Annotated in this window: 22 protein-coding genes; 16 read left to right on the plus strand and 6 right to left on the minus strand. The window is 30.4% G+C overall.

The window, feature by feature from the left end; all coding sequences use genetic code 11:
• The first annotated feature begins 28 nt into the window (after positions 1–28).
• The 13 genes from ACNG5D_RS05795 to ACNG5D_RS05855 are packed head-to-tail and all read left to right on the plus strand — an operon-like array spanning position 29 to position 14,922.
• Positions 29–1,183: a cytidylyltransferase domain-containing protein gene (locus tag ACNG5D_RS05795; RefSeq protein WP_418182554.1), complete on the plus strand. Its 1,155-nt coding sequence runs from the start codon at positions 29–31 to the stop codon at positions 1,181–1,183.
• A gap of 14 nt (positions 1,184–1,197) precedes the next feature.
• A complete protein-coding gene (locus ACNG5D_RS05800; protein ID WP_418183059.1) occupies positions 1,198–2,073 on the plus strand; it encodes an N-acetylneuraminate synthase family protein in 876 nt (291 codons plus the stop codon).
• 1 nt (position 2,074) lies between these two features.
• Complete coding sequence (locus tag ACNG5D_RS05805) at positions 2,075–2,902, plus strand: polysaccharide pyruvyl transferase family protein (RefSeq protein WP_418182555.1); 828 nt, start codon at positions 2,075–2,077, stop codon at positions 2,900–2,902.
• Between the two features lies 1 nt (position 2,903).
• Positions 2,904–4,298: a CDP-glycerol glycerophosphotransferase family protein gene (locus ACNG5D_RS05810; RefSeq protein WP_418182556.1), complete on the plus strand. Its 1,395-nt coding sequence runs from the start codon at positions 2,904–2,906 to the stop codon at positions 4,296–4,298.
• Entirely contained in the window at positions 4,295–5,443 is a 1,149-nt protein-coding gene (locus tag ACNG5D_RS05815; protein WP_418182557.1) for a glycosyltransferase family 4 protein, read from the plus strand. The genes ACNG5D_RS05810 and ACNG5D_RS05815 overlap by 4 nt, the downstream gene beginning before the upstream one ends.
• On the plus strand, positions 5,440–6,969 hold the full coding sequence (locus ACNG5D_RS05820) for a glycosyltransferase family 2 protein (RefSeq protein WP_418182558.1): 1,530 nt from the start codon (positions 5,440–5,442) through the stop codon (positions 6,967–6,969). The genes ACNG5D_RS05815 and ACNG5D_RS05820 overlap by 4 nt, the downstream gene beginning before the upstream one ends.
• Positions 6,969–7,949 carry a glycosyltransferase family 2 protein gene (locus ACNG5D_RS05825; protein WP_418182559.1) on the plus strand — a complete coding sequence of 327 codons (981 nt, stop codon included), beginning with the start codon at positions 6,969–6,971 and terminating at the stop codon, positions 7,947–7,949. The genes ACNG5D_RS05820 and ACNG5D_RS05825 overlap by 1 nt, the downstream gene beginning before the upstream one ends.
• 6 nt (positions 7,950–7,955) lie before the next feature.
• On the plus strand, positions 7,956–8,888 hold the full coding sequence (locus ACNG5D_RS05830) for a methyltransferase domain-containing protein (protein WP_418182560.1): 933 nt from the start codon (positions 7,956–7,958) through the stop codon (positions 8,886–8,888).
• Entirely contained in the window at positions 8,885–10,003 is a 1,119-nt protein-coding gene (locus ACNG5D_RS05835; protein ID WP_418182561.1) for a glycosyltransferase family 4 protein, read from the plus strand. Before ACNG5D_RS05830 ends, ACNG5D_RS05835 begins: the two co-directional genes overlap by 4 nt.
• Positions 10,004–11,080: a glycosyltransferase gene (locus tag ACNG5D_RS05840; RefSeq protein WP_418182562.1), complete on the plus strand. Its 1,077-nt coding sequence runs from the start codon at positions 10,004–10,006 to the stop codon at positions 11,078–11,080.
• Position 11,081: 1 nt separating this feature from the next.
• Positions 11,082–12,452: an O-antigen ligase family protein gene (locus ACNG5D_RS05845; RefSeq protein WP_418182563.1), complete on the plus strand. Its 1,371-nt coding sequence runs from the start codon at positions 11,082–11,084 to the stop codon at positions 12,450–12,452.
• A 5-nt stretch (positions 12,453–12,457) separates the two neighbouring features.
• Entirely contained in the window at positions 12,458–13,471 is a 1,014-nt protein-coding gene (locus ACNG5D_RS05850; RefSeq protein ID WP_418182564.1) for a glycosyltransferase family 4 protein, read from the plus strand.
• A gap of 59 nt (positions 13,472–13,530) precedes the next feature.
• Positions 13,531–14,922 (plus strand): sugar transferase, encoded by a 1,392-nt coding sequence (locus ACNG5D_RS05855; RefSeq protein ID WP_418182565.1) that lies wholly within the window; start codon positions 13,531–13,533, stop codon positions 14,920–14,922.
• A gap of 22 nt (positions 14,923–14,944) precedes the next feature.
• Here ACNG5D_RS05855 and ACNG5D_RS05860 read toward each other — a convergent pair whose 3' ends face one another.
• The gene (locus ACNG5D_RS05860; RefSeq protein WP_418182566.1) at positions 14,945–16,105 is read right to left on the minus strand and encodes a lipoprotein N-acyltransferase Lnb domain-containing protein; all 1,161 of its coding nucleotides are present in this window, start codon (positions 16,103–16,105) and stop codon (positions 14,945–14,947) included.
• A gap of 11 nt (positions 16,106–16,116) precedes the next feature.
• Entirely contained in the window at positions 16,117–17,187 is a 1,071-nt protein-coding gene (locus ACNG5D_RS05865) for a putative type IX sorting system protein PorV2 (protein ID WP_472249517.1), read from the minus strand.
• A 116-nt stretch (positions 17,188–17,303) separates the two neighbouring features.
• Here ACNG5D_RS05865 and ACNG5D_RS05870 point away from each other — a divergent pair, with 116 nt between their 5' ends.
• Positions 17,304–18,047, plus strand: a complete 744-nt coding sequence (locus ACNG5D_RS05870) for a CDP-alcohol phosphatidyltransferase family protein (protein WP_418182567.1) — start codon at positions 17,304–17,306, stop codon at positions 18,045–18,047.
• Positions 18,048–18,057: 10 nt separating this feature from the next.
• The gene (locus ACNG5D_RS05875; protein ID WP_418182568.1) at positions 18,058–18,870 is read left to right on the plus strand and encodes a TerC family protein; all 813 of its coding nucleotides are present in this window, start codon (positions 18,058–18,060) and stop codon (positions 18,868–18,870) included.
• 68 nt (positions 18,871–18,938) lie between these two features.
• Here the strand turns inward: ACNG5D_RS05875 and lptB are convergent, their stop codons facing one another.
• From lptB to ACNG5D_RS05890, 3 genes are read right to left on the minus strand one after another with little or no spacing between them, the layout of a single operon-like run.
• Positions 18,939–19,679, minus strand: coding sequence for an LPS export ABC transporter ATP-binding protein (gene lptB / locus ACNG5D_RS05880; protein ID WP_418182569.1), 741 nt, complete (start codon positions 19,677–19,679; stop codon positions 18,939–18,941).
• Between the two features lie 53 nt (positions 19,680–19,732).
• Positions 19,733–20,557: a twin-arginine translocase subunit TatC gene (gene tatC, locus ACNG5D_RS05885; protein ID WP_418182570.1), complete on the minus strand. Its 825-nt coding sequence runs from the start codon at positions 20,555–20,557 to the stop codon at positions 19,733–19,735.
• A complete protein-coding gene (locus tag ACNG5D_RS05890; RefSeq protein WP_418183061.1) occupies positions 20,557–21,474 on the minus strand; it encodes a KpsF/GutQ family sugar-phosphate isomerase in 918 nt (305 codons plus the stop codon). Before ACNG5D_RS05890 ends, tatC begins: the two co-directional genes overlap by 1 nt.
• A gap of 247 nt (positions 21,475–21,721) precedes the next feature.
• Here ACNG5D_RS05890 and ACNG5D_RS05895 point away from each other — a divergent pair, with 247 nt between their 5' ends.
• On the plus strand, positions 21,722–23,926 hold the full coding sequence (locus tag ACNG5D_RS05895) for a RecQ family ATP-dependent DNA helicase (protein WP_418182571.1): 2,205 nt from the start codon (positions 21,722–21,724) through the stop codon (positions 23,924–23,926).
• A 74-nt stretch (positions 23,927–24,000) separates the two neighbouring features.
• Here ACNG5D_RS05895 and arsB read toward each other — a convergent pair whose 3' ends face one another.
• A complete protein-coding gene (arsB, locus tag ACNG5D_RS05900) occupies positions 24,001–25,038 on the minus strand; it encodes an ACR3 family arsenite efflux transporter (protein ID WP_418183062.1) in 1,038 nt (345 codons plus the stop codon).
• Positions 25,039–25,052: the final 14 nt, after the last annotated feature.

Consider the following 25,052-nt stretch of genomic DNA (forward strand, 5'->3'; position numbering starts at 1 on the left):
ATTTTAGCAATTATAGAAGTGTAAATAAATGAAACAAATAGGCTTTATTCCATTACGAAAAGGATCAAAAGGTATTCCTAATAAAAACAAACGAAAAATGGTTGGCAGACCATTATTTACTTGGGTTTTAGGCGAAGCCATTTTTTCTAATCTTGATGAGGTTATCGTGTATACAGATGATGAAAGTATCATTGATTTTATAGCGAAAGAATACCATTGGACAAATAAAGTTAAAGCTGTTTTAAGAAGTGCAGAAAGTGCTACCGATACAGCTTCTACAGAGTTTGCTATGTTAGAATATTGCGAGTCTATAAATTATAATTTTGATGTGTTTTGTTTACTTCAAGCAACATCACCATTTACCCGAAAAGAAGATATAAACACTTGTTTAGAAAAGCTTAATAACGAATACGACTCGGCTTTAACCGTTGTAAATACACACCGTTTTTTATGGGATAAAAATGGGAAAGCATTAAATTATAACCCAAAAGAAAGACCAAGAAGACAAGATTTTGATGGCTTATTAATAGAAAATGGAGCCGTTTATACAACAACAAAGGACAGTTTAAAAAATACTAAAAACAGGTTAGGAAGTAATGTTGCTATTGTGCAAATGGCAGAAGATTCTTTACAAGAAATAGATTCTGAAACCGACTGGACAGTTGTTGAGCAATTACTTATTGAAAGACAAAAACAAGCTAAACAATCTAAAAAAATAACGCACTTTGTTTTAGATGTCGATGGCGTTTTTACAGACGGAACAATTACTTATACAAAAGACGGAGAACATACTAAAAATTTCGATATGCGCGATGGTATGGGACTTGAAATATTAAGGCAATTTAATGTTAAAGTCATGGTAATGACTTCTGAAAACTCTGAACTTGTAGCAAAACGCATGCAAAAACTTCAAATTAAAAATGTGTTTTTAGGTGTAAAAGATAAATACACACTTTTAAATAATATTATTAAAGAAGAAGGGATTTCGCTTAGCAACGTTGCTTATATTGGAGATGATGTAAACGATTTAACTAACATTTGTAGTGTTGGTTGGTCCTTAACACCAAACAATGCCACAGATGTAGTAAAAAACAACGCAGATGTTGTACTTTCTAAAAACTCAGGCGCAGGTGCTATTAGAGAAGCTTGTCAATTTATAATGAATTATAACAAAAGGTTTTAATGCCTCAAAATTTAATGAATAATTACAAAAAACCATATATAATTGCCGAAATTGGTTGTAACCATAAAGGCGAAATAGAAATAGCAAAAGAGCTTATTAAAGTAGCTAAAATATTCTGTAATGTTGATGCTGTAAAATTTCAAAAAAGGCATAATAAAGAGTTATTAACAGAAGAGCAATACAATCAACCGCACCCTAACCCAATAAATTCTTATGGAGATACTTATGGCGCACATAGAGAGTTTTTAGAGTTTGATGTAGACCAGCATAAAGAATTAAAAGCATATTGCGAAGAAATTGGTATAACCTATTCAACCTCGGTCTGGGATTTAACTTCTGCAAAAGAAATAACAGCGTTAAATCCAGAATTTATTAAAATACCTTCGGCTTGTAATAATAATACCGAAATGCTCGAGTGGTTATGCGATAATTATAAAGGGGAGTTGCATATTTCTACAGGAATGACAACTAAATCTGAAATAGAAGATTTGGTTAATCTTTTCAAAAACAAAAACAGAAATAAAGATTTAGTGCTTTATAACTGTACTTCGGGTTACCCCGTTCCGTTTGATGATGTTTGCCTTTTAGATATCAATTTACTTAACGAAGCTTATGGTAAAGATGTAAAACATATAGGCTTTTCTGGGCATCATTTAGGTATAGCTGTAGATGTTGCTGCCTATACATTAGGAGCAAATATTATAGAAAGGCATTACACCATAGATAGAACCTGGAAAGGAACCGATCATGCAGCATCTTTAGAGCCAATGGGTTTGCGTAAGTTAGCTAGAGATGTAAATGCGGTTTATAAAGCATTACAATTTAAAAATCAAGATATTTTACCAATAGAGCAAGTACAGCGCAATAAATTAAAAAATAAAAAAGGGTAGTATGTTTTCATCAAATAAAATTAGGTTGTTTTGGTGGAACGAAATTAAACTACAGCGAAAGCCTAAAGAAAATTATGGCGACCTTCTTGGTAAATATTTAGTCGAGAAAATATCTAATAAAAAAGTAGTTTGGTGTAAGCCAGCAAACTTTCATATTCAAGATTTATTTAGTCCAATTTATGTAACTATTGGTAGTGTTTTAACGCACGTTAATAAAAAATGTATTGTTTGGGGTAGCGGTATTGTTTCTAAAGCATTTGAAATTAAAAAAGCAGAGTTTTTAGCAGTTAGAGGTCCGCAAACCAGAAAACATTTACTAGAACAAGGCTTTGAAGTTCCAGAAATTTACGGAGATCCAGCGCTTTTACTACCAAAATATTATAAACCTAAAATTAAAAAAGAGTTTAAGGTAGGCGTTATTCCGCATTATCAAGATTTTGAAAAAGTAAGTGCGTTTTATAAAAACCAAGAGTCGGTTTTATTAATAAATTTAATGACTAATAATGTTGAAGAAGTTACAGATTTGTTTTTAAAATGCGATAAAGTAGTATCCTCATCCTTACATGGAATTATTGTGGCACACGCTTATAGAATTCCGGCAATTTGGCATCAGTTTTCTAATGATGTTTTTGGCGATGGTATTAAATACCAAGATTATTTTGAATCTGTACGTATAACACCTTATGTTCCCGAAATTAAAAATGAAAAAATGAATGTAAACGAATTAGAATTGCTGTTTAATGGTAAGGAATCGTTACCAGAACAAACTGTGGTTGATGATTTATGTTCAAAATTAATGGCCGTTTGCCCTTTTAAACCAGAAGCATAACATGAAAAAAAAGATATTTGTTTTTTTTCCAGACGGTGTTGGTTTAAGAAACTTTGCCTTTACAGATTTTAAAAGTATTGGCGAAAACATGGGTTTTGATATTACGTATTGGAACAATACTATTTTTTCTTTAAAAGACAATTTGGGGTTTAATGAAGTCAAAATAGAAGACCATACGGCGCATCCATTATTGCCAATATATTCTAGAGCTAGAAAACGCGCAGAATTAAACGTTTCTAAAGATAAGTTTCAAGATAGTGTGTATCCAACTTATAAATTTCCATTCAATTACAAAGGCATAAAAAACACATTTAAAAGTCTTTATGTAAAATGGTTAATTGGGTTATATTCTTCAGAAAAAGGAATTGTAAAATTAAGAGCAAAAATTAATAAGTTAGAGCGTTCTACCTCGAAATATAAATACTGTAAAGCACAGTTAGAGCAGCATAAACCCGACATGGTGTTTTGTACAACACAACGCGCAACGCAGTCTATTAGTGCTTTGTTAGCAGCTCAAGATTTAGGAATACCAACGGTTGCATTTGTATATTCTTGGGATAACGTACCTAAAGCCATGCAAGTTGTAGAAACCGATTATTATTTTGTTTGGAGCGAGTTAATGAAACAAGAAGTATTAAAATACTATCCGTTTGTTAAAGAAAATCAAGTATTTGTAACAGGAACGCCTCAGTTTGAGCCCCATTATAATGCGTCCCTAAAACAAACCAGAGAAGCGTTTTGTAAAGAACATAATTTAGATGTATCAAAAAAATACATTTGTTATTCTGGCGACGATGAAACTACTTCTCCTTTAGATCAATATTATTTAGAGGATTTGGCAAATGCTGTAAGAAGACTGAACAGTAAAGGCGAAAATTTAGGCATTATTTACAGAAAATGCCCAGTCGATTTTACACCAAGATATAATGCTGTAATTGAAGCCAATAATGATATAATTGAAGTTCTAGACCCTATATGGAAACAAGTTGGTAGCCAATGGAATCAGGTTTTACCAACACCAGAAGATTTTAAAATGCTTTATAATGTTTGCGAACATAGCGAGTTTGTAACCAATGTATGCTCATCAACAATATTCGATTTTGTAGCACATAATAAGCCATGTATCTATTACAATTATGAGCAACCACAATTAAAAAAAGGTATTCGCGATATTGGTCAGAATTATAAATATGTTCACTTTAGAAGTATGCCTAGCGATAAAGCAGCCATTTTTTGTACAAATAAAAATAATTTAGAAGCTCAAGTAAAACAAATTCTAGATGGCAAGCTTTCAAATGTTGAAGAGTGTAAAATATGGTACAAAACAATAGTAGGTAAAGCGCCTACTGAAGCTTCAAAAACTATTTGGAATACCATTGATTCAATTTTAAAATGAAAGTAGGTTTTATAACATCAGAATATCCGCATCCTAAAGTTAATCATGCTGCAGGAATAGCAACAAGTATTAAAAACCTTGCTATAGCTTTAATTAAAAAAGGAGTTGAGGTTACTGTGTTTGTATATCATCAAAATGAATCAGAGGTTTTCTATGATCAAGGCGTAGAAATTCATAATATAAAATCGAAAAGATTTAAGTTTTCAACCTGGTATTTTTATAGAAAGCACATTCAAAACTATGTGAATAATGTAGTAAAGAATAAAGGAATTGATATTTTAGAAGCTGCAGATTGGACTGGAATTACTGCTTTTATGAGTTTTAAAACACCTTTAGTTATTAGAATGCATGGTAGCGATGCGTATTTTTGTAAACTAGATGGCCGTAAGCAAAAATTTAAAAACTTTATGTTTGAAAAATTGGCCTTAAAAGGAGCAGCAGCTTATGTTGCACCAACAACTTATGCTGGTTTTGAAACTCAAAAGATATTCGGATTAAATAAAAGTAAAATTAAAACCATTCATTATGGTTTAAAATTAGAAAATTTCGAGAATGAAAGTCCTGCAGTTTATAATAGAAACACCATTCTTTATGTAGGTACAATTATCAGAAAGAAAGGGGTTTTAGAACTTGCTGAAATTTTCAATAAAATAATTGATAATAACCCAGATGCTAAATTAATATTAATTGGAGGAGATGCTTCAGATATTAAAACTGGAGCAACTTCAACTTATGGTTTAATGACAGAAATATTTTCTGAAGAAGCAAAGAAACAAGTTAATTATTTAGGACAAATTCCATACGAAGACGTTAAAAAACACATTAAAAACGCTCATGTTTGTACATTCCCTTCATTTGCAGAAACTTTGGGTATGGTAACTATCGAATCTATGGCAATGCAAAAACCCGTTGTAAATACTAGTATTGGATGGGCGCAAGAGTTAATAGACCATGGCTTAAATGGCTTTTTAGTACATCCATCAGAAATTGAACTCTATTCAAACCAAATAACTCATTTGTTAAATGACGAAGCTTTATGTAGTAAAATAGGAAAAGAAGCTCGAGTAAAAGTTGAAACACTTTTTGATATCGATAAAAATGCAGATATTAATATAGAATATTATAAATCTATATTAAAAAAATGATTCTGCTAATTCATAAAAATAAAGTTGTTATTGAGGTTTTGGACTTAAAGACCAAAGCACAACTTGATTTTACTTTAAATAAGCCAATTGAGGTTTTATTTGAATTGGCAAATAGGTTTCCTAATCAAATATTAGTTTGGTGTGAAGCTACTTTCAAAAAAGCTTTAAATATTGATGGAATAAAGACTTCATTTTTACTTGAAAATACAATGATATCGTATAGTAAAACTAATTTTTTGCGAGATCAAATTGGTTATATAGAAGATTCACCTTTTTTAAAAGTTAATAAACATGTTAAATACCCTACATGGTTAATGAGTAGTTGTGTAGGAGCAATATATTCATCTCAATTATTAAAGTTTGAAAATAAAATTAATTATAATACCAGTTTTGATTTTGCATTAAACTCAATAGCTAAATTAGGAATGCCAAAGGGGTTGTTTTGTTATTCAGAACCCCAAATTTTAAAAGAAAAAATATCAAAAAATACAAATCAATCATCAGTAAGCGAATTGTTTAGGTTTGTAAAATTGCATTATAAAAGTGTTTGGAGTTTCCTGTTATTACTTAATTTTATTATTCATGAACGTAAGTTTCCTCTAATTTCATTTTTTAAAACACTATTCATAAAAAAGAATAATCTTAATTTAAGTTTTGATTTAAAAACTATAAATAATAATGTAATAGATAAAGATGTTTCAATAGATGTTATAATTCCAACATTAGGTAGAAAAGCTTATGTACACGATGTATTGATAGATTTATCACAACAAACAAAACTGCCTAATCAAGTTGTTATTGTTGAACAAAGCGAGCTTAAAGAAACTGAACTTGATTTTATTAAAAATAAGCCATGGCCGTTTAAAATAATTCATGAGTTTATAAATCAAACAGGGGCGTGTAATGCTAGGAATTTGGCATTACAAAAAGTAACTTCTAAGTATGTTTATTTAGCCGATGATGATAATAAATTTGGAAATTCTTTATTAGAAAATATCATTTCTAAAATGGAAGAATTCAATTTTAAAGCTATTAGTATAAGTTATTTGCAAGCTAATGAAATTGAAGAAAATAAGTATGCATTTCAATACAGTACTTTTGGAGGAGGAAGTAGTGTTATTTTATCTAAATATTTAAAGCATATTGCTTTTGATATGGCTTTGGAATTTGGATACGGAGAAGATGTAGATTTTGGTATGCAATTACGAAATTTAGGAGCAGATGTTATCTATGTTCCAGATATAAAAATATTACATTTAAAGGCTCCAATTGGCGGTTTTAGAACTAAATTTGTACATCCTTGGGAAATGGACAAAATAAAGCCTAAACCTTCGCCTACTGTGCTTTTTAATAGAATAAAAAACACAACCAATAAGCAATTATTAGGTTATAAAACAACCTTGTTTTTAAAGTTTTATAAAAACCAGAATATTAAAAATCCATTAAAATATTTGAGCAATTTTAAAAAGCAATGGAATTTAAGTGTATCATGGGCAAATCAATTAAAACATAAATCGCAGTTATAATGTTATCGGTAATTATTTGTACATATATGCGCGATCAATCTTTATTGAAATTATTACTTTCAATAAAAGGGCAAACATTTTATCCCGGTGAAATTATAATAGTTGATGGTTCGTTAAATAATAAAACAAAGCAACTTTTTGAAACCAATGCATTTCAAAATTTACGATATTTTAAAGTTGATGAGCAAGATAGAGGCTTAACCAAACAACGTAATTATGGTATTAATTTGGTTTCTAAGCGATCTGATGTTGTTTGTTTTTTAGATGACGATACGGTGTTGTTTCCAGATTGTTTAGAGCAAATAATGAAAACTTATAAAACTTACCCAAATGCACTTGGTGTTGGTGGTTATATTGCTGATGATGTTGGTTTTAAAGAAGTGGGAGTAAATTATAAACCAACAGAAAACGAGTTTTACTTTGATGGTTGGATGCGTAAAGACAGTAAACGATTTGTAATAAGAAAAAAGTTTGGGTTAGATTGTGATACGCCTCCAGGAATTTTGCCGCAATTTTCGCATGCAAGAAGCATTAGTTTTTTACCACCAAGTAATAAAGTTTACGAAGTTGAATTATTAATGGGTTGTATTGCATCGTTTAAAACTTCGGTTTTTAAAACGCACCAGTTCTCTACTTTTTTTGAAGGTTATGGCTTGTATGAAGATGCCGATTTTACAATTCGTGTAGCGCAAACAGGCAAAGTGTATGTAAACACAGCAGCTAAGTTATATCATTATCACGAAGCTTCAGGCAGACCAAATCAATACAAATATGGTAAAATGGTGGTTAGAAATGGCTACCATATTTGGCGAACTAAAAACCCTAAACCAACATTTAAAAATAAAGTGAAATGGCATGCAATTACGCTTTTATTAACTTTGGTAAGATTTAGTAATACGTTTACAAGCTCAAAAAAACGAGAAGCATTTAGCGAAACTGTTGGAAGAATGGTAGGTTGGTTTAAAGTTTTAATATCTTAACAAAATATGTTTAATACTATTATTCATCCAGATACACACTCAAAATTAATTGAGATTACGGATAGTTATTATCTTTTCGAAGACCAATCGAAACTACCCGTTTTTAATGGTACGCCTATTTTATTTGGAAAAGCATCTATTTTTGATGAAGCTGATATTACAAGCGCTAAAGCTACAACTCAAGATAAAGCGCATTTAGATAAATCAAGTCTTAAAAATTATATTAGAAGACAACTATTGCCAGCTTTAAACAAAGATTTTAATATTAATAAACGCTATCAAGATATTGCTAAAACGTTACCGGCTAAAAGTAAAATGTTAGTTGTTGGTGTAGGCGAAAAAAGTGATTATTATAAAGCGATGTTTCCAAATTGCGAAGTTGTAACATCTGATGTTCATAATCAATTTAAACCAGATTATGTGTTCGATGGGCATTTTGTGCCGTTTGCAAACAATACTTTCGATATGGTTTTGGCAGCGCAAGTTATAGAACATACTATAAATCCATGGAAATTTTGTTCAGAATTGCAACGCGTTTCAAAAGTTGGAGGAATTATTCAAATAGAAGCGCCTCATAATTTTCCTTATCATGCACAGCCTTACGATTTTTTTAGATTTACATATACAGGTATGCGTAGTTTATTTCCAAAATGTGAAGTTATAAATAGTGAAATTACCGAAGGTAGTGCTGCAATGGTGGCTGTTGCTATTTCTAATTATTTTGTAAACCTAAGCTCAATTGGAATTGTAAGAAGTAGTTTATTATTTATTACACGAATTTTATTTGGATGGCTTAAATATTTAGATAAAATAGGTGGTTTAAAACCAAATAGAAGATCGGTGTCTATGCCAGTTGGTTATGCGTTTACATTTAAAAAAGATAACGCAAAAAGGAGCTCAAAAGATTTATTAAACGTTTTCTATTCGTTAAAAAAATGAATTTTGTAATTATTACTCATGTTAAGCATATTAAGCAAAATGAAAATTTTTTTGCTTATGCACCTTATGTTCGTGAAATGAATATTTGGCTAAAACATGTTAGTAAAGTTACTATTGTGGCGCCATTAGTTAATTATGAGAAAAGTGAAATAGATATATCTTATCAGCATAATAATATCAATTTTAATAATATTCCAGAGATTGCATTTACTTCTTTTTTAGGCATTATAACATCTATATTTAAGCTTCCTAAAATTTGGTTTACAATTTTTAAAGCTTGCAGAAAAGCAGATCACATTCATTTAAGATGTCCAGGTAATATTGGTTTATTAGGTTGTTTGGTACAAGTGTTTTTTCCTAAGAAAATAAAAACAGCAAAATATGCTGGGAATTGGGATCCTAAATCTGTTCAACCTAAAAGTTATAGGTTGCAAAAATGGTTGTTGTCCAATACATTTTTAACAAAAAATATGACAGCAATTGTTTATGGAAATTGGAAAAATCAATCTAAAAATATAAAAGCATTTTTTACAGCGTCCTTTACAAATGCAGAACGAGTAATTCTTAAAAAGCGTGAGTATACTGGAGAATTAAAATTTGTTTTTTTAGGAAGTTTGGTAGAAGGAAAACGCCCATTGTTAGCACTAAAAATAGTAGAGGCTTTAATTAAACAAGGTATAAACATTTCGTTTAATCTTTATGGCGAAGGTATTTTAAAGTCAGATTTAAAGAAATATATTGTTGATAATAGTTTAGAAGCTCACATTAACTTATTAGGTAACAAGAATAAAGCTGAGGTTGTAGAAGTTTTAAAAGAAAGTCATTTTTTAATTTTACCTTCAAAATCTGAAGGATGGCCAAAAGCTGTTGCAGAAGCTATGTTTTTTGGAAGTATTCCAATTGTAACATCAATTTCATGTGTGCCTTTTATGCTAGATTTTGGAAAACGAGGCGTACTAATTGAACCTGATTTAGAAAAAGCAACGCAAAGTATAAAAGAATGTTTAGAAAATGAAGAACGTTTAAAAACCATGTCTAGTAAAGCTAGTAAATGGTCGCAACAATATACTTTAGATGTTTTTGAATCTGAAATTATTAAACTATTAAAACCATAAATGCGCGTATTACAATTAATAGATTCTTTAGATGCTGGTGGCGCAGAACGTGTTGCGGTTAATATTGCTAATGCTTTAGTTGATTATACAGATGGTTCATTTTTGTGTGCTACTAGAAAAGAAGGACTTTTAAAAGAAAGTATTTCTGATAGCGTAGAATATTTATTTTTAAATAAAACTAAAACTATTGATATCTCTGCAATTAAAAGACTAAATGGATTTGTAAAAAAGAATAAGGTCAACATAATTCATGCACACTCTAGTTCGTTTTTTTTAGCAACAATTGTAAAGTTTTTAAATAGAAATATTACAATTGTTTGGCACGACCATTATGGGAATAGTGAGTTTTTAGTATCTAGAAAATATGGCGTTTTAAAACGATGCTCAAAATATTTCTCGCATATTTTTAGTGTTAATAATCCGCTTAAAGCATGGTCAATAAACGTTTTAAAGTTCAAAAGCGTTACGTATTTACCAAATTTTGCAACTGTAAATAAATCGCTTGCTGTATCAAATTTAAAAGGTACAGAAGGAAAACGCATAGTTTGTTTAGCTAATTTAAGGCCACAGAAAGATCATCTTACTTTATTATTGGCTTTTAAAGTTGTTTTAGATGCAAATCCAGATTGGACGTTGCATTGTGTTGGTAAAAAATTTCAAGACGAATATTCTAAAAAAGTCGAAGCCAAAATAGATGAGTTAGGATTAAGAGAATCTGTATTTTTGTATGGAAGCAAACCAGATGTGTATAATCTTTTAAAACAATCTGATATTGGAGTGCTTTCATCTAAATCTGAAGGATTACCTTTAGCCTTGTTAGAATATGGGTTTGCTAATTTGCCAGTTGTAGCAACAAAAGTAGGCGAGTGCAAAACGGTTATATCTAATAATGAAAACGGATTGCTAGTAAAAGCTAATGCCCCTAAAAATTTAGGAAATGCTATAAATAATTTAATTGGTAATAAAGATTTAAGGCGAACCCTATCAAAAAATTACAATAAACATATTGAAGATAACTATTCTGAAAAAGCACAGATAGAAACTATTTTAAAAGTGTATAGCGCTAACATTAAGTAAATTGAAAAACTTTAATTACATAAAATCCATTCTTTTGCACATTCTTATTGGGCTTGGAGTTTATAGTTTTAAGTTACTTTCTAAAGTATATTTACTTGCAATTTTAATTTATTTTACAAATAAAATTTTTAAGGCAAAACCATCTCAAAAAGCAGTTAAAGTTTTAATGGCTTGTAGCTACGTTGTTGGCGCAGAGGTGTTTTTAAGAATGACTGGCGGAAGTCTGCTTTACGAAGCTTCTAAGTATTTGGTTATATTTTTTACGTTAATGGGGCTTTTTTCGTCAAGATTAACCAGCCAACCCATACCTTACATTCTATATGTTTTTTTATTAATACCTGGTATTTTGGTGGCAGGTTTTACAGCTACAGAGCAAACAACTTTACGAACAGCTATAGCATTTAATTTAAGCGGTCCAATATGTTTAGGTATCGTTGCTATATATTGTTATAAATTAAAAATTAGCTATCAAAAAATTCACGATGTTTTGTTGTATATGGCCTTACCTCTTGTAGCTACAACAACATATTTATTTCTTTATACACCAGATGTTAGAGAAACCATTACAGGTACAGGATCTAATTTTGCTGCATCAGGCGGTTTTGGTCCCAACCAAGTTTCAACAGTATTAGGGTTAGGAATGTTTATATTTTCGGCACGTTTTTTTATGCTTTCGCCTACATTATTTCTTAAATTAATAAATGGCTTTTTACTAGCCGTTATAGGCTTTAGGGGAGTAGTAACTTTTAGTCGAGGAGGTGTAATAACCGCTTTAATAATGATAGCGGCATTTATTTTCTTTTATTTTAGAAAAGTAAATGCCAAGGCTAAATTTAGAATAAGCAGATTGGTAATTATTTTTGCCAGTTTAGGCTTAGTAATATGGTTAGTGTCTTCCATACAAACTAGTGGATTAATTGAGAATAGATATGCAAATAAAGATGCATTAGGGCGCGAGAAAGCAGATATTTCTACTGGAAGAACAGATTTGATTTCTTTTGAATTGGAAGAGTTTTTTAAAAATCCAATTTTAGGAGTTGGAGTTGGTAAAATTAAAGAATTAAGGCAAATAGCCGAAGGTATTGAAGCTGCATCACATAATGAAATGAGTCGTATTTTATCCGAACATGGTTTGTTTGGCTTATTAGCGTTTTCAATTTTATTAATAGCCCCTTTACTATTTAGGCTTAAAACAAAATCGAATATCTTTTTTTACTCCTGTTATATTTTTTGGTTTCTAACAATAAATCATTCATCTATGCGAATTGCGGCACCAGCTTTTGTTTATGGTTTATGTTTGCTAGATATAAAGTATGTAACAAATAGAATAAAAAAAGTTAAACAGCTTAAAGCAAAAAGTAAACCATCATAAAAACTTTGAAAACCTTAATATACATAGGTAATAAATATGGTGTTAGTAAGCATGCTAATTTGTCTACTATAGATTTGTTGGCGCCTTTGTTAAAAAAAACGGGGTTTAAAGTTTACACAGCATCTAATAAAAGTAACATAGTTGTTAGGCTTGTAGATATGTTATGGCTTTGTTTTAAATACAGAAAACAAGCAAGCTATGTATTAATAGATACTTATAGTACGCTAAATTTCTATTACGCCTATTTTGTTAGTGGTTTGTGTAAAATACTTAACTTAAAATATATACCTATACTTCATGGCGGTAATCTTCCAGAAAGGCTTCAGTCTTCACCTAAGCTATCTAAATCTATTTTTAACAATGCATTTGTAAATATAGCACCATCATTATATATAAAATCACGATTTGAAATTGAAGGGTTTCATAATATCATTCATATTCCTAATTCTATACAATTAGAAAATTATTACTTTAAAACGCGACCTATTAAAACTATTAATATGCTTTGGGTACGTTCCTTTTCAAAAATATATAACCCTTTATTAGCTATTAAAGTTTTAAAGACTTTTAAGAATAAAAATATAGAAGCTAATCTTTGTATGGTTGGGCCAGATGCCGATGGGAGTTTAGTAGAAGCTAAAAAATATGCTAATAAATTAGGGGTAAAAGTGCATTTTACAGGAAAGTTAACAAAGCAACAATGGCTAAAACTTTCTGAAGATTATAATGTTTTTATAAATACCACAAATTTCGATAATATGCCAGTTAGCGTTATTGAAGCTATGGCATTAGGCTTGCCAGTAGTATCTACAAATGTTGGCGGAATACCGTATTTAATAGCGCATAATAAAAATGGAATAATGGTAAAACCTAATGCAGTTAACGAATTTGTTGAGGCCATACAAACATTAAGTAATTTTACAGATAAAACTAAAAAAATGGTTAATCAAGCACGATTACATATTGAAAAACTCGATTGGAAAGTTGTTGAAAACCTATGGATTAATGTTTTAGAATAATTTATCTCTATAAGAATTAACTTATTATATTTACGGTCTCTCATTTTACTCCTTAATTAATGTCTAAAAATAGTATCCATTTTAATATATCAGAACGTAAAATACTGCTGCGTATTTTCGATATTTTATCAATATTATTAGTCTTGTATTTTGTAAGTAATACTTTTTATTTTGATTACTTTACACTTACAAAAGAAAATTGGGCTTGGGTGTTTGTACTAGCTTTGTACGTTTCTGTTTTTGGTACAGTTTTCGAAATGTATGATTTACAAAAGTCGAGTAAAATTGAAAAAATATCTGTAAGTATTGTTTTTACAGGTTCAATAACAGTATTGTTTTATCTTTTAACGCCGTTTTTTACACCAGTTTTACCCGATAATAGATTGCAAATACTATTTTTTTATTTTGCTATACTCACCGCATTATTTTTATGGCGCGTGGCATATATAACTTTTATAGTATCGCCAAGGTTTTATAAAAAAGTTTTAATTATTGGCGAAACATCTAATATCGAAACTATTGTAGATGCCTTTAGAAGCTCAGACCCAAATTATAAAATAGTAGGTTTTGTTAATTGTGAAGAAAACAAAAGAACCACAGTAAAATTTAATGCTATTAAAGAGTATAAACCAAATGAAATAAGAGGTGTAATTGCTAGAGAGAATATATCGGAAATAGTTGTGGCGAGCTATAATTCTGAAAACATCACCTCAGAAATATACTATACATTAATAAAATTATTAGAAGAGGGGTTTCCTATTAACGAGTATACGCAAGTATACGAAGATATGGCACAACGTGTTCCAGTTCAATTTGTTGGAAAAGATTTTTATAAATATTTTCCTTTTAGTAGAAACAACCAAAATAAGCTGTATCAGTTTTTTAACCGTGTTTTTAATGTTGTAGTGTCTTTAATAGGTGTATTAGTAGGTATTGCTTTAGTGCCATTTATTTTAATAGGAAATCTTTTAGGTAACCGAGGGCCTCTATTTTATTCGCAAGAAAGAATTGGTAAAAACGGAAAGATTTTTAAAATTATTAAATTTCGAACAATGGTTACTAATGCCGAACAATCTGGAGCAGTTTGGGCAAAAAAAGGAGATACTAGAGTGACGCCTTTTGGTAAATTTTTAAGACATTCTAGAATAGACGAAATACCTCAATTTATTAATATTTTAAAAAGCGAAATGAGTTTAATTGGTCCTAGGCCAGAACGACCATTTTTTGTAAAAGAACTATCTAAAATGCTTCCTTTTTATGAAACAAGACATATTATAAAGCCTGGGCTTACAGGTTGGGCGCAAGTAAAAACAAGGTATGCAGGATCTATTGATGATAGTTTACTAAAATTACAATACGATTTATATTATATAAAGCACAGAGGTTTTTTTCTAGATATGAATATATTGATTAAAACAATGAGCACCGTTATTTTCTTTAGAGGTCAATAAAAGACAATGTTACTGTTTTAGCTTAAACAGTATTTAAATGTTTTATCAAGAAAACATATCTTATAAATAAAGCAATAAGTAGAGGTGTTAAACCAATAGCAAAAACTTGCACACCAACAACCCAATGGAGTGTTAGTAGGCAAAGTAAAATAATTAAAAGTTTAATGTATTTAATAAACCAAGTATTTACTTTTTGTTTAAAGAGTTGGCCAATAACTAAAATATTAAGTGCAAATGCCCAAAGTAAATTGTAGTTTTGGTGTGTTCCTGTATGGTTTGTAGCAAACCAAAGCAATAAAATAAGTATACCAATTAAACCGGTTAAGGTAAAAAGTGTAATATCAAGCCATTTGGAGTGTTTTTCTTTTTTGTAATCAATATAAGTTATATATATTATTAATATAGCTAGAATACCAAATATAAAAAGAGGGCTTGTAAAAAATGTATTAGTGCTTACGTTTTCTTTTTTTAAAAATAATGTTTTACTTGCCTTTACTAATGGTATTTCTTTATTTTTAATTGTAGCGGCTTTAAAGAATTTGTATATATTTTCGGGTAAAAACATATGATTTTCTGGGCTTGCTTTTTTGTCTATAACAGAGCCAAGGGCTAAATCTATGCCTAAACTACCCCAAGAGTTTCGGTTTAAATTGTTTTGTATTAAAGTTCTAAAGGTGGCATCTTTAAAGTCTTTTGGGGTGCTGTATATAACAGAATTATTTGTAGCTATGTTAACAACATCTTTAATTTTGGTAGCACAGTTGTCATAAAAAAACTCGTATAAATAACCTCGGTTTTCAGGCTTGTAATTGTTTACTAAGTAGTTGTAAAGCTTTTGCTTTTCGGGTGGTGTTAAATTTAAAACTTGTTCTTTTATAGTACGATTATAATAATTGTAAACTTTATAAAATCTAGAAAAAGTAGTTTTACTTATTAAATAATTAAGTTGCCCTTGTGCAAATTTTAAATAGAAATTTGGTGCATCAAAATCGTACTCGCCATAACCATAAACCAAATCAATATTGTTTTTTAGGTCTTTTATTCTAAAAGCGCTGTGTCCAAAGGCATCGTTTAAAGAAGTGCCAGGGCCTACAGTAAGTACACTAATTTCGGCATTAGAGGATAATTGATTGTGCTGCGAGAAACATATTTCAACACACAAAAAAAGAGTTAAAAAAAGCAAGAGTTTTTGCATTATCTAAAGATACTAAAATCTAGTTTTAAGGAAAAAACATTAGAGTATAAAGCTACACTTTGGTCGCCTATATCTGTAAAGGCATAATCTATTTGAATGCCATTATATTTAAAACCTAAGCCAAAGCTTGGTTGAAAGCTTAATTGCTCACTATTGTCAAGTTGTAATTCATTTTGAAAGTTCCCCATTCCGGCCCTTAAGTATACCATATCAATATACCCAAACTCGAAGCCTAAAGCAGGATTTATACTAGCAAACGAAGATGAAATAATATCGTTATTCTCTTCAAATCTAACATTTAGGTTAACCGAGGTTAATAAGGTGTAATCGTAATTAAAATCGACTAATTTTGAAACCCCTATTTGTAGTTTCGGAATTGTAATTTCTGTGCTTTCTGGTAATTCTTGATTTTGCCCTTCTATGGCATCACTAATGGTGGCAAACTCTTCTTCATCAATAGCCCAAGCATTAAATGTAGTGGTAATATCTCTTGCCATAACTCCAAATTTCCAATTGTTTTTGGTTTCAAACTGAATTCCAACATCCAAACCAAACCCCCAAGAAGATGCAAAATCGCCAATAATTCTTCTAATAACTTTAGCATTTACACCATAATTTAAACCTTGTACCGGAAGTTGTCTAGCATAAGAGAAAGTTAAGCCATAATCGGCGGTAGAAAATAAACTAATTCTGTCGTAGTTTATATTGCCTTCGGCATCAATAAGTTGTGTAGTGTTTAAAATGTCATCAACAGCAAAGCGAATAAGCGAAATACCTATAGCACTATTATTATCTAAAGGCATTCCAAAAGCGGCATAATCATAATTAGCAATATTAGCAAAATAACTAGAATGCATTAATGCTAATTGATTGTCTTCAAGTTTTAATAATCCAGCAGGATTCCAATATCCAGAGTTTACATCGGCAGTATGCGATGTTACGGCACTACTCATACCCAATGCAGCAGCATCGACTCCAATATTCATAAACTCGTTAGAGTATTTTCTAGCGGTTTGGCTAAATACTGTAGCAGATAAAACACAAAGTAATGTGGTTATGTAAGGTTTCAATTGCAATTTTTTACAAAGATGCACATAATTTACATTCTTTAAAACTTCAAATTGTAATAGATATTGTTTTAGAGTGAAATTGTTTGTTATTTTTACAAAAAAATAAATATATACAAATGAAAAAACAGATACCCAATGCACTTACACTTTTAAACTTACTGTGCGGAAGTGTTGCTGTAATTCTTGCGGTAAATAACAATTTTACGGCAGCTACTTTTTTTGTTTTTCTTGGTATATTTTTCGATTTTTTTGATGGTTTTGCAGCTAGGAAGCTTAATGTGCAAAGCGAGTTAGGTTTACAGTTAGACTCTTTAGCAGATATGGTAACAAGTGGCTTGGTTCCTGGAATAATTATGTATAAACTTTTAAGTTTAACTATTTATACCCCAGAAATAACAAGCGATTGGAATTCTGTTGTTAATTTTAAAGGGGTTAAAGTAGCAATTTTACCTTTATTAGGTTTGTTTATTACTTTAGCTTCTGCATATCGTTTAGCCAAATTTAATTTAGATCAAGACCAGCAAACTTATTTTAAGGGTTTGCCAACACCTGCAAATGCTTTACTAATTATAGCTTTACCTTTAATTGTCGAGTTTCAAAATAACGATGCCATAAATGCTATTATTTTAAATAAATGGTTTTTAATTGGTTTTACTTTTTTAAGTTGTTATTTACTTAATTCGGGTATTAAACTATTTGCATTAAAATTTAAAAATTATAGCTTTAAAGATAATATTACACGCTACATTTTTATATTATTGTGTATTGTTTTACTTATTGTTTTAAAATTTGCAGCAATACCAGTAATTATATTAGTTTATATACTTATGTCTGTTTTAGATAATTTAACTACCAAATAACTTATAACACATGTTAGAAAACATTTTTACACTATTAATGTTGGTGCTTTTACAAGCCGTTTTAGGATTTGATAATCTCTTATATATATCATTAGAAAGTAAAAAAGCACCAGTTTCTGAGCAAAAAAGAGTTAGAAAAGTAGGTATTTTAATAGCTATTGCGTTACGAATTGTGTTGCTTTTTGTTTTGGTGTCGATTATTGATTTTTTTCAAGAACCATTTTCTTTTTTAACAGGAGGTATAGAAGATGTGCTAAAATTTGCCTTTAATGGGCACAGTTTAATTGTGCTAGCTGGTGGTGGCTTTATAATTTATACAGCTATAAAAGAAATTTGGCATATGATTTCTACAAAAGATTTAAACCATGATGTTGAAGAAGGAAGTGTGAAAAAAACTAAATCTGCAAATGCAGCAATAACGAGTATTGTTATTATGAATTTAGTGTTTTCGTTTGATTCTATTTTAGCAGCAATTGGGCTTACAAGTGCTATTGAAAATGCTACAACTGCATTTATTATTATGGCTATAGCCATTGTGTGTAGTGGTTTGTTAATGTTGATATTGGCCGATAGAATTTCTGTGTTCTTAGCTAAAAACAGAATGTATGAAGTTTTAGGTTTATTTATTTTATTTATTGTTGGTATTATGTTGGTTACAGAAGGTGGGCATTTAGCGCATTTAAAAATATTTGGAAATGAAATTGTACCAATGAGTAAAACAACATTTTACTTTGTTATTGTTGTTTTAGTTATTGTTGATGTGGTTCAAGGGCGTTACCAGAAAAAACTAATACAAGAACAAGAACTTAATAGTGATAAATAAGTATTGTATTTAACCAGTTTTAAATTATGTAATAACTGTATGTTAGTTAGTTTGAATTTTTTAAGTAATTACTCTCTAACTTTCTTTTTACGCAACTCGAAGTTTTGCCCTAAATAGACTTTACGTACCATGTCGTCGTTGGCAAGATCTTCAGGAATGCCATGTTTTAAAATACCGCCTTCAAACATTAAATATGTTCTGTCTGTAATGGCTAAGGTTTCTTGTACATTGTGGTCGGTAATAAGAATACCAATATTTTTTTTGGTAAGTTGTGCTACAATACGTTGTATATCTTCAACAGCAACAGGATCTACGCCAGCAAAAGGCTCGTCTAAAAGTATAAAATTAGGATCGGTTGCTAGGGCACGAGCAATTTCGGTTCTACGTCGTTCACCACCAGATAATAAATCGCCCCTACTTTTTCTAATATGACCTAAGCTAAATTCTTCAATTAACGATTCCATTTTCATGTGTTGTTCTTTTTTACTAAGCTTAGTAAGTTGGAGTACACTTAAAATATTATCTTCAATACTTAATTTTCTAAAAACAGAGGCTTCTTGAGCTAAATACCCAATACCGTTTTGTGCACGTTTGTACATGGGATAATTAGTAATTTCTGTATTATCTAAAAAAATATGACCTCCGTTAGGCTTTATTAAACCAACAATCATGTAGAACGATGTTGTTTTTCCGGCACCATTAGGCCCAAGAAGTCCAACAATTTCACCTTGATTTACTTCAAGAGAAACATCTTTTACAACTTTTCGTCCGCTATAGGACTTCATTAAATTTTCGGCTTTTAAAATCATATTTTTATATACTAAACGCTAAAAATAGTAAAATCTATATACATTATTATTAGTTAAGCTTGTTGCTTTTCTTTTTTATTTTGGTTTCTAACTACAATTTTAGAAATAAATATACTTACTTGGTATAAAATTAAAATAGGAATTGCAACTATTACTTGGCTTGCTATATCTGGAGGTGTAATTATAGCAGAAAGTATAAGTACAACCACCAAGGCATATTTTCTGTATTTTCTTAAAATTTGTGGTGTTACCAACCCAATTTTTGTTAAAAAGTAAATGATAATTGGTAATTCAAAAATTAAACCAGATGCTAGGGCAGAAGACCTCACTAAGGCAATATAAGAGCTTATATCTATTTGGTTGTCTACTCGAGTAGAAATACTATAATTAGCTAAAAAGTTAAGCGATAGCGGTGTAACAATAAAATACCCAAACAGTACACCTATAAAAAATAACAAAGAAGAAATAATTATAAAACCACGCGAGTGTTTACGTTCATTACTATGTAAACCTGGGCTAATAAATTTCCAGAGTTGGTAAATAACATATGGGAATGAAATTATAAAACCACCTAAAATGGCTGTCCAGATATCGGCTGAAAATTGTCCAGCCATGGTTCGGTTTTGTAATATCATAGGCATTTCTTTTGCACAAAATGTAGTTTCCATACCTATAAAATTGGCTGTTTCGCATAGCATGCTATATGTAGGAAACCCCATATCTAACGGAGCAAAAATTATTTGATCAAAAACAAATCGGCTAAAAATAAAAACCAATGTAGCTACAATAATAACAGCTAAGCAAATTCTAATTAAATGCCAACGTAGGTCTTCAAGATGATCTAAAAAAGACATCTCATTAATATTTTTTTTTGCCATTATATAATACCTTCTTTTATTAAATCATGTAAATGTACAATGCCAGCATAATTACCATTTTCTTCAACTAATAATTGTGATATGCCATTGGTTTCCATAACTTCTAAAGCATCTATTGCCATAGCTTCTGATGCAATACGTTTTGGATTTTCGCTCATTATATCTTTTGCTGTTAAACCCGAAAAATCATCAACTTTAGTTAACATTCTTCGTAAATCACCATCGGTAATAATACCAATAATTTTATTGTTTTCGGTAACAGCAGTTACACCAAGCATTTTTTCAGTTATTTCAACTATTACATTTTTTATATTTGTTGATGGACTTACTTCTGGTTTTAAGTTTACAGACGAAATATCTTGAACACGTAAATATAATTTTTTTCCTAAAGCACCACCAGGATGGTATTTAGCAAAGTCGTTACTAGAAAAGCCTCGTAATTCTAATAAGCAAACAGCAAGAGCATCGCCCATTACAAGTTGTGCTGTTGTACTTGTTGTAGGAGCTAAATTATTAGGGCAAGCTTCTTTTTCAACAAATGTGTTTAAAACATAATCGGCGTGTTGCCCTAAAAAAGAATCTGTATTGCCAGTTAAGGCAATCATTTTATTTTTAGCACTTTTAATTAGTGGAATAAGCACTTTTATTTCTGGTGTATTTCCACTTTTAGAAATGCATACTACAATATCGTCTTTAAGAATTAAACCTAAGTCGCCATGAATAGCATCGGCAGCATGCATAAAAACAGCAGGAGTTCCTGTAGAATTTAATGTTGCAACTATTTTGTTTGCTATAATAGCACTTTTGCCAATTCCGGTAATAATTACACGACCTTTAGAGTTGAAAATAAGCTGTGTAGCTTGGGCAAAATCATCTGTTATTAAGCTCGACATATGCAAAATGGCTTTACTTTCCATTTCAATAGTTTGCTTAGCAATGTTAATTATAGCATTTTTGTCTTTCAAAATTTATTATTTTTTGAGTTGATATTTAAAGATTTTATTATCTTTAGTCATAATCAAATATATAACTTAGTTATAATTTGAAAATTTGTTGCAAAACTAACGAAAAAAATATGAGGGTTCTCTAAATGTATAATGAAATTAATTAACTATAATTTCAATATTTTAAAGATATAAATAATACAATAATTATAAATAATTCATGTCAATATTAAAAAGTGACTTGCATGCTGCTCTAAAAAAATATTTTGGGTTTAATAAATTCAAAGGACTTCAAGAAGACGTTATAGAAAGTTTATTATCGGGTAATCATACATTTGTTATCATGCCAACAGGTGGTGGTAAATCTTTATGCTACCAATTGCCAGCCTTAATGCAAGAAGGTACAGCTATTGTAGTATCACCTTTAATAGCTTTAATGAAAAATCAAGTCGATGCCATTAGAGGTGTTTCTAAAGAAGATGGTGTTGCACACGTACTAAACTCATCATTAAATAAAACCGAGGTAAAACAAGTTAAAGAAGATATTGTTAACGGTATTACAAAATTACTTTATGTTGCACCAGAATCGCTTACTAAAGATGAAAATGTAGAGTTTTTAAAAACTGTAAAAATATCGTTTTTAGCTATAGACGAGGCGCATTGTATAAGCGAATGGGGGCACGATTTTAGGCCAGAATACAGAAACCTTCGTCATATTATAAAACGTATTGGCGATAATATTCCTATTATAGGTTTAACAGCAACAGCAACTCCAAAAGTACAGGAAGACATTATAAAAAACTTAGGAATAGGTAACGCAAAAACCTTTAAAGCTTCGTTTAATAGACCTAATTTGTATTATGAAGTACGACCAAAAACTAAAAATGTAGATGTAGATATTATTAGATTTATAAAGCAAAACGAAGGTAAATCAGGTATTGTTTATTGCTTAAGCAGAAAACGTGTTGAAGAACTAGCACAAGTACTACAAGTAAATGGTATTAACGCAGTACCTTATCATGCAGGCTTAGATGCAAAAACCCGATCTAGCCACCAGGATAAATTCCTAATGGAAGATGTCGATGTGGTTGTGGCAACCATAGCATTTGGTATGGGAATAGATAAACCCGATGTACGTTTTGTAATACATCATGATATTCCAAAAAGTATAGAAAGTTACTACCAAGAAACAGGTAGAGCTGGGCGCGATGGAGGTGAAGGCCATTGTTTAGCCTATTATGCATATAAAGATATTGAAAAATTAGAAAAATTTATGTCAGGCAAACCTGTTGCCGAGCAAGAAATAGGACAAGCTTTACTGCAAGAAGTTGTCGCTTTTGCAGAAACATCAATATCTAGAAGAAAATTTATACTACACTATTTTGGAGAAGAATTTGATACCAAAACAGGTGAAGGCGGCGATATGGATGATAATGTAAGACATCCAAAAAAGAAAGTGGAAGCTAAAGAAGACGTGAAACTTCTATTAGAAACCATAAGTAATACCAATGAAAAATATAAATCTAAAGATTTAGTAAACGTTTTAATAGGTAAAGAAAATGCATTAATTAACTCACATAAAACCAATACACAGCCCTTTTTTGGTAGTGGTAAACATAAAGCCAATAAATATTGGATGGCCTTATTAAGGCAAGCACTAGTAGCCGCTTACCTTAAAAAAGACATAGAAACTTATGGTGTAATAAAGTTAACTAAATCTGGTGAAGATTTTATAAAAAAACCGGTGTCTTTTATGATGACCGAAGACCATATTTACGAAGGCGAACAAGAAGACGGCACCATAATTACAGCAGCTAAAGGTTCTGGAGCAGTAGCAGACGATGCTTTAATGGGTATGCTTAAAGATTTAAGAAAAAAAAATGCAAAAAAACTAGGTGTACCACCATTTGTAATTTTTCAAGATCCTTCGTTAGAAGATATGGCACTTAAATACCCAATAAATTTAACAGAGCTAGCTAATGTACACGGTGTGGGCGATGGAAAAGCAAAAAAATATGGTAAAGATTTTGTAGCACTTATTGAAAAGTATGTTGAAGAAAATGATATTGTACGTCCTGATGATTTAGTTGTAAAATCTACAGGAACAAACTCTGCCAATAAGCTTTATATTATACAAAATATAGACAGAAAATTACCTCTAGACGATATTTCTTCCTCAAAAGGAATGTCTATGCCAGACTTTATAAAAGAAATGGAAGCTATTGTATACTCTGGTACTAAACTAAATATTGATTATTGGATTAATGATATTTTAGATGAAGACCAACAGGAAGAAATTCATGAATATTTTATGGAATCTGAAACAGACAATATTGATGCGGCTATTGATGAGTTTGATGGTGATTATGATGATGAAGAGTTACGATTATACCGTATAAAATTTATTAGTGAAGTAGCAAACTAAAAATAAGTAACAAAAAAACTGAATATGAAGGTTAATTGTATAGCCTCATATTCAGTTTTTTATTTAAGCTTTAGTTAATTTTTGTAATATTTTTTGCGTAACCAAAAGGAAACTTTAACTAGTAATATTAAAGCAGGAACCTCTACTAAAGGGCCAATTACACCCGTAAATGCTTGTCCAGAATTTAGCCCAAAAACAGCAATGGCAACAGCAATAGCCAATTCAAAATTATTACCCGCAGCAGTAAAGGCAACAGCCGTTGTTTTGTCGTAATTGGCGCCAGTTGCTTTAGTAAAGAAAAAGCCTATAATAAACATTAATGTAAAGTAAATAAGTAAAGGCACGGCTATAATTAATACATCCATTGGTATTTGTACAATTAACTCGCCTTTTAACGAAAACATAATAATTATTGTAAATAGTAAAGCAATTAAAGTTAATGGAGAAATAGAAGGGATAAATGTATTAGTATACCAGCGTTCGCCCATTAGTTTTACTAATATTAAACGACTAAAAATGCCCATAGCAAACGGTATACCTAAATATATAGCCACGCTTTCTGCAATGGTAGCTATAGATATGTCTATAATTGCACCTTCAAAACCAAAATAGGGAGGCAGTACAGTAATAAAAATCCAAGCATAAAAACTATATGCGAAAACTTGAAATATACTGTTTAAAGCAACAAGTCCAGCACCATATTCGCTACTTCCTTCAGCTAAATCATTCCAAACCAAAACCATAGCAATGCAACGAGCTAAACCTATTAAAATAAGCCCAACCATATATTCAGGATAATCTTTTAAAAAAATAATAGCTAAAACAAACATTAAAACAGGGCCTATTACCCAGTTTAATAGTAAAGATATAGACAGTATTTTTGTGTTTTTAAATACTTTAGGTAATAAGGAATAATTAACTTTTGCTAAAGGCGGATACATCATTAAAATTAATCCAATAGCGATAGGAATATTTGTTGTTCCGCTATTAAATGAGTTTATAATGTTTGGAAAACTAGGAGCAAAGTAACCAATGCCAATACCAATTAGCATGGCAGTAAAAATCCAAAGGGTTAAATTTCTATCAAGAAAACTTAGTTTTTTCATGGTAATTACAGGTAAATAAA

The organism is Algibacter ulvanivorans, from assembly GCF_048381495.1.
In the GTDB taxonomy this organism is placed as follows: domain Bacteria; phylum Bacteroidota; class Bacteroidia; order Flavobacteriales; family Flavobacteriaceae; genus Algibacter_B; species Algibacter_B ulvanivorans.

Excerpts from the sequence above, each read along its gene's own strand:
- ACNG5D_RS05825 (WP_418182559.1), top strand. The coding sequence starts at position 6,969 with ATGTTATCGGTAATTATTTGTACATATATGCGCGATCAATCTTTATTG.
- ACNG5D_RS05815 (WP_418182557.1), top strand. The coding sequence starts at position 4,295 with ATGAAAGTAGGTTTTATAACATCAGAATATCCGCATCCTAAAGTTAAT.
- ACNG5D_RS05810 (WP_418182556.1), top strand. The coding sequence starts at position 2,904 with ATGAAAAAAAAGATATTTGTTTTTTTTCCAGACGGTGTTGGTTTAAGA.
- ACNG5D_RS05890 (WP_418183061.1), bottom strand. The coding sequence starts at position 21,474 with ATGGAAAGTAAAGCCATTTTGCATATGTCGAGCTTAATAACAGATGAT.
- tatC (WP_418182570.1), bottom strand. The coding sequence starts at position 20,557 with ATGGCAAAAAAAAATATTAATGAGATGTCTTTTTTAGATCATCTTGAA.
- ACNG5D_RS05870 (WP_418182567.1), top strand. The coding sequence starts at position 17,304 with ATGAAAAAACAGATACCCAATGCACTTACACTTTTAAACTTACTGTGC.
- ACNG5D_RS05800 (WP_418183059.1), top strand. The coding sequence starts at position 1,198 with ATGAATAATTACAAAAAACCATATATAATTGCCGAAATTGGTTGTAAC.
- ACNG5D_RS05795 (WP_418182554.1), top strand. The coding sequence starts at position 29 with ATGAAACAAATAGGCTTTATTCCATTACGAAAAGGATCAAAAGGTATT.
- ACNG5D_RS05830 (WP_418182560.1), top strand. The coding sequence starts at position 7,956 with ATGTTTAATACTATTATTCATCCAGATACACACTCAAAATTAATTGAG.
- lptB (WP_418182569.1), bottom strand. The coding sequence starts at position 19,679 with ATGATTTTAAAAGCCGAAAATTTAATGAAGTCCTATAGCGGACGAAAA.
- ACNG5D_RS05840 (WP_418182562.1), top strand. The coding sequence starts at position 10,004 with ATGCGCGTATTACAATTAATAGATTCTTTAGATGCTGGTGGCGCAGAA.
- ACNG5D_RS05835 (WP_418182561.1), top strand. The coding sequence starts at position 8,885 with ATGAATTTTGTAATTATTACTCATGTTAAGCATATTAAGCAAAATGAA.
- ACNG5D_RS05805 (WP_418182555.1), top strand. The coding sequence starts at position 2,075 with ATGTTTTCATCAAATAAAATTAGGTTGTTTTGGTGGAACGAAATTAAA.
- ACNG5D_RS05855 (WP_418182565.1), top strand. The coding sequence starts at position 13,531 with ATGTCTAAAAATAGTATCCATTTTAATATATCAGAACGTAAAATACTG.
- ACNG5D_RS05895 (WP_418182571.1), top strand. The coding sequence starts at position 21,722 with ATGTCAATATTAAAAAGTGACTTGCATGCTGCTCTAAAAAAATATTTT.
- ACNG5D_RS05875 (WP_418182568.1), top strand. The coding sequence starts at position 18,058 with ATGTTAGAAAACATTTTTACACTATTAATGTTGGTGCTTTTACAAGCC.
- ACNG5D_RS05820 (WP_418182558.1), top strand. The coding sequence starts at position 5,440 with ATGATTCTGCTAATTCATAAAAATAAAGTTGTTATTGAGGTTTTGGAC.